At 45.2% G+C, this 12,682-nt stretch carries 9 protein-coding genes; 1 reads left to right on the forward strand and 8 read right to left on the reverse strand.

Annotated elements, in window-relative coordinates; genetic code table 11:
* Positions 1-22: 22 nt before the first annotated feature.
* Positions 23-958, reverse strand: coding sequence for a D-2-hydroxyacid dehydrogenase (locus NCI00_RS16380; RefSeq protein ID WP_253529242.1), 936 nt, complete (start codon positions 956-958; stop codon positions 23-25).
* A gap of 252 nt (positions 959-1,210) precedes the next feature.
* Positions 1,211-3,673 carry a zinc-dependent metalloprotease gene (locus NCI00_RS16385; protein ID WP_253529244.1) on the reverse strand — a complete coding sequence of 821 codons (2,463 nt, stop codon included), beginning with the start codon at positions 3,671-3,673 and terminating at the stop codon, positions 1,211-1,213.
* 247 nt (positions 3,674-3,920) lie between these two features.
* On the opposite strand from NCI00_RS16385, the gene NCI00_RS16390 reads away from it, so the two are divergent.
* Complete coding sequence (locus NCI00_RS16390; protein ID WP_253529246.1) at positions 3,921-4,298, forward strand: hypothetical protein; 378 nt, start codon at positions 3,921-3,923, stop codon at positions 4,296-4,298.
* A gap of 46 nt (positions 4,299-4,344) precedes the next feature.
* Here NCI00_RS16390 and NCI00_RS16395 read toward each other — a convergent pair whose 3' ends face one another.
* The 6 genes from NCI00_RS16395 to NCI00_RS16420 form a co-directional block, all read right to left on the reverse strand.
* The gene (locus NCI00_RS16395) at positions 4,345-4,710 is read right to left on the reverse strand and encodes a DUF2200 domain-containing protein (RefSeq protein ID WP_374758843.1); all 366 of its coding nucleotides are present in this window, start codon (positions 4,708-4,710) and stop codon (positions 4,345-4,347) included.
* A gap of 39 nt (positions 4,711-4,749) precedes the next feature.
* Positions 4,750-5,643: an NAD-dependent epimerase/dehydratase family protein gene (locus NCI00_RS16400; RefSeq protein WP_253529248.1), complete on the reverse strand. Its 894-nt coding sequence runs from the start codon at positions 5,641-5,643 to the stop codon at positions 4,750-4,752.
* Positions 5,644-5,989: 346 nt separating this feature from the next.
* Entirely contained in the window at positions 5,990-6,772 is a 783-nt protein-coding gene (locus NCI00_RS16405; protein ID WP_253529249.1) for a Fic family protein, read from the reverse strand.
* A 350-nt stretch (positions 6,773-7,122) separates the two neighbouring features.
* On the reverse strand, positions 7,123-8,181 hold the full coding sequence (locus NCI00_RS16410) for a hypothetical protein (RefSeq protein ID WP_253529250.1): 1,059 nt from the start codon (positions 8,179-8,181) through the stop codon (positions 7,123-7,125).
* 142 nt (positions 8,182-8,323) lie between these two features.
* Positions 8,324-10,894, reverse strand: coding sequence for a GH116 family glycosyl-hydrolase (locus NCI00_RS16415; protein WP_253529252.1), 2,571 nt, complete (start codon positions 10,892-10,894; stop codon positions 8,324-8,326).
* 147 nt (positions 10,895-11,041) lie between these two features.
* Positions 11,042-12,601 carry a carbon-nitrogen hydrolase family protein gene (locus NCI00_RS16420; protein ID WP_253529254.1) on the reverse strand — a complete coding sequence of 520 codons (1,560 nt, stop codon included), beginning with the start codon at positions 12,599-12,601 and terminating at the stop codon, positions 11,042-11,044.
* Positions 12,602-12,682: the final 81 nt, after the last annotated feature.

Raw genomic sequence — 12,682 nt, forward strand, 5'->3', positions numbered from 1 at the left:
GTCAATGCGGATAAAGGTTGAGTTAGTAGCCACGGGTTAAATCAATCTGATTTTCAAGGGGTTGTGCATTTAAAAAGCGTTGGAAGTTTTTGACGAAAAAAGCAATTTTTCCTTCATCTTCACTTGCCTGTCCGCCGCCTGTGTGCTGGGTAAGAATCACATTAGGCATATCCCAAAGCGGGTTTTCGGTGGGTAAAGGTTCAACTTCGGTCACGTCCAAGACCGCCCCAGCCAGTCGTTTTTGCTGCAAAGCGGCAATGAGTGCTGGCTCGTCTACCGTGGTTCCGCGCCCTACGTTGGCAAAAACCGCCGTAGTTGGCAAAGCATCAATCATTTGGGCCGTAAAAAAGCCCTTAGCGGTGCCGGGAAGACAGTTGATAACCAAATCTGTTTGGGGCAATACGACCAATAATTCTTCGGGCGAATGAATTGACGCACTCGGGTGAGAACGCGCAACCATTTGAACGGAGCAATCAAAGCCCGAAAGCATTTTTTTGACGGCTTGGCCGATGCTGCCCGCGCCCAAAATCACTACACGTTTACCAGTGAGTAAATTGAGCCGAAAACGAATTGGCGCTCCAACCCAACGTTTTTCGGCTTTGAGTGAGGTTAGTTCGTCTACACCGCGATAAAAAGCCAGAATCCCCGCCACTATCGTTTCGGCGCAAGGAATGGAGAAATAGTCGGCCAGATTGCATACGGCTACGTTGGGTAAATTTAGGTTTTTGTAGCCGTCAAAACCTGCCGAATCCAACTGCCAGTATTTGAGCAGTGGCGGGGCGGGTGCCAACCAAGCAGCGGGTGGATTGCCCAAAATCACCTGTGATTGTTGGAAGGCCGCTGCTTGCTCGGCTTCTGACCATTCATTCTTGAAAAATACCGAATGCCCCGCGGGTAATTGCTGTTTCAATGCTTGGCGAAGCGATTCATTGAGGGACGTATTTACGAAAATTTGCATTAGATTTGCTGAAAATTAGTGCGAAAAAGTCAGTAGCGAAAGACCATTTTACGTAGTTCTTTTGCCTGACATTCTACATTGAATAATATTATAATACGTGGTAAAGATATGTTCTCTAAATGGTTAGATAAACTAAATCGTCAAGATTACCCTTTCATTGATTTGTTTTATTATTTAATCGTGATTGTGGTCTTCTTTTTACTGGTCATCATATCCAGCATCTTCTTTGATTAACCTTACCACGCAGTAAGGTTATTTTCCTTTCGAAAACGCCGGCAACTCCCAATCGCAGGCTGGCGCTAACCAATCATAACCTGATTCGATAGGTTGGCCGTCGGGAGGGGTCATGGGCGTGGTTGTGTTGAGGTCAGAAGGGTTTGACTTTGCCGTTTCAATTTGATGCGACGCAAATAAATAATGGGCTTTTTGTTTGATATCGGCTGTCATTCTATTTTGAACCCAATAGCCTAAATCTTTCAATTTTAGCATTACTACGGCTCTCACTTGAGGAGTCACTTCTTTGTTGTTCGACAACTCCAGCAGTTTTTCGAGCGTCATTTTTTCCACTAATCGCGCGATTTCCCCCTCGTATCCTGCCCGTGAAGCGTTTGACTTCCACGTAGCATTAATGAGTTGGTCGAGGGTTTCTTCCAAGCTCAGCAGCGAAGGATGAAAGGACGATTGAATCACTAATCGACTCAAACGCTCAGGATTGAGCAACATGCGCAGCGTAAGGCCTGCCGAAGCCTCAGGTGGCCCCAGTGGGTCGAATACTAGCCCTGTACGGCGTTTAAAGGTCTCGCGGGGGTTGGCATCGTAGCCAAAAGCGCGCGGTGGTGTAAGTTTCAAAACCATTTCGGGTACTTTCAGAAAATCGGCTTGGAGGGTTTGCAACAGCGCCACCAATGCGTCACGTTGCTCTTTACCATTGACAGGCGTGGTAGTGAGTTCTTTTTCGCCTTTGACCGAAAAACGGTAATTCACCCCAGCGATGGCTTTGGCGGTGGCTTCCACCTGAAAGCGATGAAACATGTACATCGGCACAAAAACCTCTTCCAATGAGCTCATTGGTGTGCCCGTGCGGAGTTTTCGTTCGTCAAAGTTAGCCAAGGTCAGCTTACGAATTTCCGAAATTCGTTTTAACTCTGCGGTGGCATTCACGCCGTTGTCCCAGAGGTGTGTTTGCGGGTGGGCGCTGCCTTCGGGGCGTGCGTCCTGGTCGGTGAGAAAGTACAGGCCTTTGCCGTACATTTGGTCCACAATCGCATTCAAAGCCTTTTTCTCATCAGTACCTTTCGGAAAATCTTGGTAGCCCCAAATGATGGACCATTTGTCGTAATCGCCAATTTTTTTGTCATACGCGTTGGACAAATCTACTTTGCCGTTTTTTAATTCAACCTGCATGTGCGGATAGTCCATCACCGACGCGCGGTCGTGCACGCTCGCCACGTAGTTGTGGGGGAGTCCCAATGTGTGCCCGATTTCGTGCGCCGACAGTTGTTTCAAGCGGTCGAGCGACATGCCCATCATTTCTTCGGTGTTGGTAGAATCGGTTTTATAATCGCCCACCAACCCCTGTGCGATGAGGTAATCTTGACGAACACGTAATGAACCCAGCGTGACTTTGCCTTTCAAAATCTCGCCTGTGCGCGGGTCGATGATGCTGCCACCGTACGACCAGCCGCGCGTAGAGCGGTGTACCCACTGCACCAGATTGTACCGTACATCCATCGGGTCGGCATCGGCGGGAAGGAGTTTGACCTGAAACGCATCTTTGTAGCCTGCCGCCTCAAACGCCTGATTCCACCATTTGGCCCCTTCGACCAAGGCCGAGCGGATAGGCTCAGGCGCGCCGGGGTCGATGTAGTAAACAATGGGTTTTACGGGTTCGCTGATGGCGGCGTTGGGGTCTTTTTTGTTCAAACGATGACGTACAATGTACCGTTTCGTAATCGGCTCACTCACGGGAGAGGCATAATCGTAAAAAGAGGTAAAAATATATCCCATGCGTGGGTCAAAACCGCGAGGTTGGTAGTTATTGTCGGGCAATTCAACAAAGGAATGGTGCTGACGCATACTCACCGTCGTGGCTGTTGGGGCTACGGCACGGAGGTAAGCCCCGGGAGCATCTCCAGTAAGCGTAATGGTTACTTCAAATTCGGTGTTTTTGGGGAAATTTTTGGTATTGGGCAAATACAAAGCCGAGCGCGAAGCGTCCAGTTTGAAGGTGCCTTGTCGAGTGCGTGAAATATCCTGAATGGCTCCCACGGCATCTTGCAACAGAAAAGGCGTCAATTCGACGAGCACCGTTCCGGCATTTTCGGCGGTGATTTCAAATCCCCAATGTACCGACTGCGCAAAGGATTCTTCCACGGCACGGCGTTCGAGCGGGTCGTTGCTAAGGGCGCGGTAGCCGTAATTGGGTTCCACCATCAAGACTTTATTGCCAGTACGTTGAAATTTAATGACGTGTTCCTGCCCTAAGCGGCCACGGTCGAGGCCGATGTCGTTGGAGCCGATACCTTGGGCTAAAGTTGGATAATACAACAATTCGGTATCAAATCGGTTGATTTCCAAATAGATTTTTCCCTTTTTAGCGTCCCAATAATAGGGCATGAAACCGTCCTTCTTTTCCATGTCTTTGGTGAAGGTTTCGATGGGGTTTTGGGCAAAAAGTGAATAAGAAAAAAGGGTTAGGAGTAGTAGTTTCTTCATAAAAAGGGAATATGTCGGTTTGTTGGATGAAAATATACCTCGTTATTGAGGTTCTTTACAAAGAAACCAATTTTTTGGGGAAGAGAGAAAAATTTTAATGGCTGCCCGTAAATATCTATTTGTATCGGATGCCCTTGGCTGGAGAGGGGCCAAGACCGTTGATTTTTATTGCTGATTAAAGAAATTCAATTTCATAAAATCAGGAGGATGTCAATATATTTGAGAAAAATAAAGGGGCATAAACTTTATGATAAAACTCAAAAAACTACTTTGGATTGATGCCTTCGCGGGCTTGAGTGTAGGGGTAGCGGTACTTTTGTTGAAAGACCTTGTACAACCTTATCTTCAACTTCCCAGCAGTTTATTGGCCTCTTGTGCCGTCATTGCTTTATGCTATTCCGTATATGCTTTTCATTTGGTCTTGAGAAAAGCCCAATCGGCACGGTGGGTACAGACACTCATCTACGCCAATGGTGCTTATGCAGTTTTCTGTCTGGGGCTGCTTTGGTTTTTTTTTGATAAAGCCTCGTGGCTGGGAAGAGGGTACTTACTGTTGGACTCAGTGGGTGTGGGTGCACTGGCCTTGGTGGAGTGGAAAGTATTTAGCCAATGGTTTAAAAATTGAAAGAGGAGTTGTTGGTGAAAATAACACCAACAACGGCATAAATAGGCTACGAATTTCGCAGGATTTTTTCCAACTTTTTCCCCTTCGCCAACTCATCCACCAACTTATCTAAATACCTGACTTTTTGGGTCAAAGGATTGTCTATTTCCTCTATTCGATAACCGCATATCAGCCCCTTAATGAGATGGGCATTGGGGTTTAGGGAGGCATTTTGAAAGAATATTTCAAAAGACACTTTATCGTCAATTTGGGCTTGTAGTTGTTGGTCATTAAAACCCGTCAGCCATTCAATGACCTGATGTAATTCTTCTTTGGTTCTTCCTTTCTTCTCCACTTTGGCGATATAGTGCGGATACACCGACGCGAAGCTCATTTCCGCGAAACGTTGGTCATGTGTTTTCATTGTTTTTATAATTTTTGCCACTGTCGGTCTTATGACTAGCTCTTCAATTCAGTCCCATTTTACGTATTTTCGCCAGTTATGCTGTTCTTGAAATCCCAGCACTTCACGGATTTTGCGATTTGAAAACAAGGCTTCATGCTCCTCCAATTCGCGCGTAATGGGCACGTTGGGGAAGAATCTTTTCGCTAATTCTTTGCTTGGGATAATAGCCCCGTTGTGGTTGTTCCCGGCATTGAAAACCTGATAGCCAAGGCCGTCTTTTTTCAAACACAAGTCCACAATTTGCCCCAAGTCGCGGGCGTCGATATAGCAGAAAGCATTGCGGCGGCGCACTTCGGGGTGTGTGAAATAATGGGGAAAGAGTTCGGCGTATTCGTGTGGTTCAATCACATTGCCGATGCGGAGGGCGTAAATATCAAATCCCGACCGTCGCTGAAAGCTGCGGGCCGTTTTTTCATTGACCACCTTCGACAATCCGTAGCTATCCATGGGGTCGACGTCATAATCCTCTTCCAGCGGCAGCACACTCGGGTCGGTTTGTCCATCCGAAAAACAGATACCGTAGGTGGTTTCAGACGAGGCAATGATGATTTTTTTAATACCCAATTTCACCGCCGCCTCAATTACATTGTAAGTGCCCACGGTATTTACCCGAAATGTTTCATTGTCGGGTTTGAGTAAGATGCGGGGTACGGCCGCAAAATGAACGACCGCATCAAATTTGGGTACGCCGGTGCCCGGTTCCAATTCGTCAAATCCCGTATAGGACGTCATGGCATTGAACATTTGTCCTGAATCTGTAATATCAGCCGTCAGATTAGCTACCCCCGGATGATGCAAGGGCGTCAGGTCTACATTCAGCACTTTATGGCCTTGGTCGAGCAGGTACGGAATAACGTGCTTTCCGGCTTTTCCCGAGCCGCCCGTAAAAAAGATTCGCATTGTAGTGAGTGGTTAATGATTTTATGGGTAACTGACCAAATCGTATTTGTGTTGCCTGTTCCGGGCAATTTTACCCGTAATCTTTCATTTTGAAAGATTCTCTGCCGCTGTCAGTCGTATGGCCAACATTTCTCAAAAGAAATTTTTGATGGAAAAATACCTGAAATGCGATTGCTCATGGTAGCACGGAGCATATAGTGCTAATTAATTGATGAAGTGACTTTTGGAGCATTTGCCGTGTTGCAAACACGCTGCTTATTTGGCGTTCGCAGTCATCCTGTGGGAGACTGCGAACAACGGGGGGGGCGTTGATAACTTGCTGTTGATATGGTTTTAATCCCAATGCTTATTTTTCAAAAGTTAAAGATTTGGAGAGCATTAAAAGAAACGGAATAGATTTTTCGTAATCCAATGCTTCATAAAACAAGCCCAATCGTGCCAGGTTTTTGTAATAATCGTTTACGTTTTTATAATAATATTTTTCTGATTTAATATACCAAGCCCGTTCGCCTAATTTTTCAGCTAAAAACCATTTCTCTAACAAGCGTGCAATTCTGCCGTTCCCATCGCTAAAAGGATGAATGTTTACAAAGGCCAAGTGTATAAATGCAGCATAATAAAAAATCTGTTCAATGCTTAATTCTTTCTTTAATAACGCTTCTATTTCTTCCCATAGTTGGTGGTATTTTTCGTTTACAATTGCCATCGGTGCCGCTTCGTATTGTATTCTTCCTGTTTTGTGTTCCATTACCAACATTTCTGTTTTGCGAATTGCACCTTGTTGATCTTTAGGCAGTAAGTGAGCGGCAATAAATAAATGAGCTTGCAAAAAATTCTTTGGTGTCAATTTATTTTCTTTTGCAAATAAGTAGGCATTGTATAAGTCGTTGGGTTTTTCAGTTAGTTCAGGAAGGTATTCAACGTTCAGCATCTTGTGCTTTACATAGCTGTCTAATTCGAGTTGTTCGCCCTCAATTTTTGAAGATGACATCACCGAAACCGAAGTATAAAAGGTAAAACTATGTGATTCCAATTCCTGCGTTTCTATTTCAGTAAACTCTTTTTGGATGTCAACATCCAACATTGATTTCCAGATTTTGAAATAGTCAGGTTTTATTAATTTCTCCATTTGATTCTCTATTAATTCATAGCTCAAAACTTAGGATGTCTCTTGGTATTTTCTTGAAAATGATATGGCGCTTGGTCATAAACTCTTTGGTAAGCAAACAACTATCGGCATAAATTACATACTGCTCCGCTTTGGGCTAATTAATTGATGAGAATAGCTTTTGGAGCATTTGCCGTGTTGCAAACAGGCTGTTTATATTATGTTTGCAGTCATCCTGCGGAAGAAAGCGAACAGCTCGGTGAACAGTGGGGTGGGTATAAGTGGCTTTTGGAACATTTGCCATGTTGCAAAGACGCTGCTTATTTGGCGTTCGCAGTCATCCTACGGAAGACAACGAACAACGGTGAGGATTAACTATGATTTATGAAATCACCATTTTGATTAAACAAATAGCCTCGTTTGCCTAATCGAATGCTTTCGAGAACTTCATTTTTACCATCAAATTCACTCATAATGTCCTTAACATAAAGATGTAATAATGTGCCTATTGAGATTACTTCATTTTCACTTTCTATTAATTCGACCTGCTTAGGTATTTTTGCTTTTATTTCGTAAGTACCGTTTTCCGTAAAAGATGAATAAAATGTAGGTCTTTCCTTTAAATGAAGGTTAATATAAATGAGGTGGGATATTATCTCTCTTTTCTGAAATGGTGAAAGAGGTCCTGTGATTCTCATAAACATATTTTTCCACAATGTAAATCCTGCACAAGCATCATTAAGTACAGCAACAATGCAAAAGTCATCAATTTGTACCATAACAACTTTTGCTGCTGAATTATCTATATAATCAAAAGTGTTATTTTCTTCTAAATTTAAGGCAGGGAAAATAAATATTGTTCCAAAGACATTATAGTCAATTTTTGCTTTAGTATAATGGCTTCGAGCTATACAATGAATATGATGGATGTCTTCCCAAATATGTGAGTCTCCTATTTTTTTGCTTCCCGTTCTTGTGCCCCTGTCAGCAAGTAGAAATTTGTCTTTCAAATTAGTTTTTAAATAAATCAGCGATAACCAACGAAATATTAAATAAACTAAATCATTATCTAAATGAATCCGCTCTATTATTTCTTTATAAGATAGGCTAAGGAGTTCACTAATAGGTACTTCTATTTCTTTTCCTAATAATGAATTACAGTCTTCGCAACAAGGAATAACATATTGTCTATAATAAATATAAGAGCCGTTGGGTAGTTTGATTTGCTTATTGTATAAATCAAACCTTCGGAGAATCCAATCGGGTATAATATGCTCATTATTGAACTTTTTTTCAGTTGGTGAAGCGCCACAAATAAAACAGCAGTCACCCTTTGCTATATCATTTATAAATTTTTCTAATGAAAAGAAAATAATCTCTCCCTGTGAATTTATAATTGTTGAATCTTCTAATACATATAGGGCTTTCATGTTGTTTTTTCTTACAATTTGAGGTTTATTGAAGCGGTGGAGTGTTCAAATTTAACATGATTTTGAATTAAACTTTAAGAGAAAATCATGTTGAAAAGAAAATGAAAGACAGATTTTTTTTTGTAGAAAAAACAGAACCCCTCTACCGCAAAAACTCCACCTTCTCCCCAGCCTTCAAAACCGCATTCACCGCCAGTTCATGCACTTTTTTATTGCCAATCTGTATGGTTTGAACGGGTAATTGCCCGTGCAAAACGGTCAGGGTGGTTTTGAGTTGGGTGCCCTGTTTTTGCTTGGTGCAGGTGCCCCACGCGTAGCCGTTGGACCAGAAAAACGTACCGGGTTGGTCGTTGAAATGAAGGGTTTTTTCTACGCCTGAGTATTGAAAACCGCTCAGGGCCAGCGTGGAAGCCCAACTAATCATGGCGCGGGCGTAGTGGTGGCCGCACTCGGCTTCGTCGAAGGGGCTGCGCTTGGCACCGTCGTAGCGGTAGCGGATGTTTTGGATGCATTTTAGGCCGTCGTCGGTCATGTTTTCGTAGAGCATTCCGATGGCGGCGGTGTATTCAAAGCCCGTCATCACTTCGGCAAAGTATGGGAATGGCACGGTGGGGCGGCCTTTGGGCCAGCTTGCCATGAGCAACGCGGGCTCGTCGGCCAGGGCGTAGGAGCGCATGTTGTTGAAATGCTCCGTCAGCGAGGCGCGGTAATTGTATTTCAAAATGGATTTCAGCGAGGTCTGCACGTTTTGCGGTTTCACCAAATAGCCCAAGCCGCACACGTGCGCCATGAATTGCCCCACCAATTGGTCCACCAAACAGCCCTTGGCCAACTGAAACGGCGGAAAATCACCCTGCGTGCTGTTCCAACCCGATACAGTTCCCTTGGCAAATTTGCGTCCTACGGGCGAAATCACCTGTTGTTCGTAATATTCACCGTTAAACAAATGTTGGTCGGCCCAGGTGCTGCCGCTTTGAAACAGGGTCTTGCATTGCTGCGCAAAAGCGGCATCGTGCATGGCTTCGGCCATTTTTTCGGCGGCTTTCAACGCGCCCAAATACCAGATCTGCATCTGCGGATTAGGCCCGAAATATTCCACATCCATCGTATTATGTTGCGCTCCGTCCATGACGCCGTCGAGGTTGCCGTCCCAGCCGTCGGGCACCCACGCGAAGGCCAAGGCGCGCTTAATTTTCGACCAGTTTTTTTGCAAAAAAATGGTGTTGCCCGACAGTTGCCAATCGCGGTAAAACTTCATGATCGTGCCCATTTGCCCGTCGGCGGCGGCCATGCCGTTGCCCGCGCCTTTGTTGAGCGGCAGTCCCACCCGAAACTGCATGATGCCCGAGGTGCTGTCGAGGGCGTAGTTAAACTCCACGTCGCGCATGGTTTGGGCCAAGTCACCGAACAAAAAGGCCGTGGCCTGTTCGTAGTTCCAGACGTGCGTACACGAACCCGCGCACGAGCCTTCGCTGTCCATGACACCCTCCCAGCCAAACATCCGCCCGTCTTCGGTGCGGAACACGGTTTGCGAGCGCAACGTGCTGAGATTGAACAGCGCCGCTTCTTTCACGGCTTCGGGATAATCGCTTTTTAGGAAGCTGTTGACAAAGAGCAACGTCTCGTTTTCGAGTTGGGGCAATTGCGGCACGGCCTTTTCGGCCACGTCCCACGCGTCGGTGTAGCGAGTGGTGTAGTAGTTGCCCACGCGCTCTTTCGACCACGCAAAGCGGTTGGGAAAATGCCACGTGATAAAGAACGTAAACGACTCGGTTTGTTTGGGTTGAATCGTTTTCTTCACGGCCAACGACGCCATCGGGTCTTCATCGGCGACTTTGGTTTTTTCGGTCAATTTTCCGTCGTCCGTAAAATCATCCCAAAAATCCAGCAACGCATTTTCCCAGGCGTTGGGCACGGAAGATGTGCGGTAACTGACGTCGCCAACGGCGTTGGTACTCAGCGCAATCGTTCCCCAAGCGGGGTCGGCTTTGTCCACGCCATCGGAATACATAAAAATGCCTTGGCCTGCTTTTCCCTGCCGAAATTGATTTTTATTCTGCTTCGCGCCCGACGGATTAAACTCTCCTTTCCAGGATTTTGAGCCTTTGGAGCCATCTTTCCCCACAAAATTACGCATCGAACCCGCCACTGAAACCGTCAAAGGTTGGTTGGACGTGTTAGTCACTTCGTAGGTCAACGCCGCCATCGGAATGCCACTGCGCTCGGCATCGCCGGGAATGAGGGGATTGAAGGCTTTGATTTGAACCGTAACGGGCAGTTTTTCGTCCGACAGATTTACCTGACCGAACGGATAAGCGGCGTCGAAACTCGCTTTGGCAAAGCGCGGCAAGCCGTGATGGTCCACGGGTCGTCCTTCCATGTGCTGGTACTCATGCGTTTCGAGCGGGCCGATGAGGGCTTTGGCTTGGGCGTTTTCGGTTGGTTTTTTGACGTAAATGGCGAAAAACGGAGCCATATTGCCCGGCAAGGTTGTACTGAATCCTTTTCCGGGACGGTTCATGATTTCCCAGTCCTGCAACTGCCCGCGTCCTCCCAACGATACCGTGCCCGTACCGATGCCACCGATGGGCATGGCAATACGCGTAAGATGCTGTTGGTCATAATGCTTCAAAATGGGCCACTTTTGCGGTTTCCAAGGGGTTTGGGCAAGGGCTTGGGTAGCGAGGCAGAGGAGAAAAAGGAGTTTTTTCATTTTGGTTTCATTTTTTATTGTACCACGGAGTTTCACAGAGTACCACGGAGTTTTTCTCTGTGAAACTCTGTGTCTCTGTGGTTAGAGAGTTTTAATGCTTCGCAATCTCTTCCAAACTCACGCCGGGCATTTTGCGCAGTAGTTCCGTTACAGAGTGTCTTTAATTTCCTTTTTACGTATGATTGAATAAATATCCGTTCTGCGGTCTTTTAGATTTCGGACACTTCCAAATTGATTTAATTCCCGCAGCATATCAATATCCACGTCGGCAATTAAAATCATTTCAGTATTTGGGGTAGCTTCCGCTTTTATTCCGTTGGTGGGAAATGAAAAATCGCAGGGGGTAAAAACCATGGATTGGGCATATTGAATATCCATGTTGTGCACTTTCGGTAAGTTTCCGACACTGCCAGCAATGGCCACATAACATTCGTTTTCGATGGCTCTTGCCTGAGCGCAGTTTCTCACCCTTGAATAGCCATTTTGGGTGTCGGTCAGAAAGGGCACAAACAGAATGTGCATTCCATCATCGGCTAAAATGCGGCTTAACTCCGGAAACTCAACATCATAGCAAATAAGAATGCCTATTTTTCCGCAATCGGTATCAAACGTTTTGATGGTGTTGCCGCCTTGCATGCCCCATATCTTTGCTTCATCGGGGGTTACGTGCAATTTTTCGAAGCGTTCAATACCTCCGTCTCTTTTGCATAAATAACCCACATTGTACAAACGGTTATCAACAACTTCCGGCATACTGCCAGTGATGATATTGATATTGTAGGAGATGGCAAGTTCAGAAAAGCGATTTACAATGCGCTCCGTATATTCGGCTAACTTTCTGATGGCATCTGGCTCGGAGAGATGATTATAATCAGACATCAACGGCGCATTGAAAAACTCAGGAAACAGGGCAAAATCAGACCTGTAGCCTGATACTGCATCCACGAAGTATTCCACCTGCTGCATAAGTTCCTCAAAATTATTGTATAACCTCATTTGCCATTGTATCAGGCCCAATCGGATAATTGACTTTTTAAAGGCCGCCTGATCGGTGATTTTCTCGTAGTAAACATTGTCCCACTCCAGCAGTACGGCATATTCGTTGGAGTCTTTATCGCCTTCCAAATACCCTTGCAGGATGCGGGCAGGGTGAAAGTCGTTTGACAATTGAAAATTCAAAACAGGGTCGTGGATTTCTTTGTTTCGTACTTTTTCAATGTACTCTTTTGGGGAAATGGTATCGGAATATTGATGGTAATTGGGAATGCGACCCCCAAATACAATTCCTTTAAGATTTAATTTTTCACAAAGCTCTTTTCGGTAATCATACAAACGCCTTCCCAATCGCAGGCCGCGAAACTTGGGTTTTATAAATACGTCGATTCCGTATAAAATATCTCCTGCGTTGGTGTGGGTCTTAAAACTATAATTTCCCGTGATGGCTTTGTACGTATGTTTAGAGTCAACTTTTTCGTAGTCTACAATAATGGATAATGCACACCCAGCCAGCTCATTATCTACTCTGATGCCCACTTGCCCCTCGTGAAAAATGGTGATCAATGTTTTGATGTGGTGTTCTTTCCAATACGCATTCGGCATACTGGAATAGGTCTCTATCATCATTTCTTTGATCTCTTGGTAATCTTCTGGTTTCAGAAAAACCAACTCAATATTCTCAATTGATTTTGTGTCTTTGTTTGTCTCCATAGTGGATTTCTCTCCGTTTTACCTGCCTTTCGCAGGGGTACTACGGTGATTGGTTTTAGTTTTAACTAATTGATTTTAAGG

Source organism: Runella salmonicolor (assembly GCF_024158025.1).
GTDB classification, from domain to species: Bacteria; Bacteroidota; Bacteroidia; order Cytophagales; family Spirosomataceae; genus Runella; species Runella salmonicolor.

Coding starts and splice junctions, on each gene's coding strand:
- NCI00_RS16420 (WP_253529254.1), bottom strand. CDS start 12,601: ATGGAGACAAACAAAGACACAAAATCAATTGAGAATATTGAGTTGGTT.
- NCI00_RS16410 (WP_253529250.1), bottom strand. CDS start 8,181: ATGAAAGCCCTATATGTATTAGAAGATTCAACAATTATAAATTCACAG.
- NCI00_RS16400 (WP_253529248.1), bottom strand. CDS start 5,643: ATGCGAATCTTTTTTACGGGCGGCTCGGGAAAAGCCGGAAAGCACGTT.
- NCI00_RS16380 (WP_253529242.1), bottom strand. CDS start 958: ATGCAAATTTTCGTAAATACGTCCCTCAATGAATCGCTTCGCCAAGCA.
- NCI00_RS16385 (WP_253529244.1), bottom strand. CDS start 3,673: ATGAAGAAACTACTACTCCTAACCCTTTTTTCTTATTCACTTTTTGCC.
- NCI00_RS16390 (WP_253529246.1), top strand. CDS start 3,921: ATGATAAAACTCAAAAAACTACTTTGGATTGATGCCTTCGCGGGCTTG.
- NCI00_RS16415 (WP_253529252.1), bottom strand. CDS start 10,894: ATGAAAAAACTCCTTTTTCTCCTCTGCCTCGCTACCCAAGCCCTTGCC.
- NCI00_RS16405 (WP_253529249.1), bottom strand. CDS start 6,772: ATGGAGAAATTAATAAAACCTGACTATTTCAAAATCTGGAAATCAATG.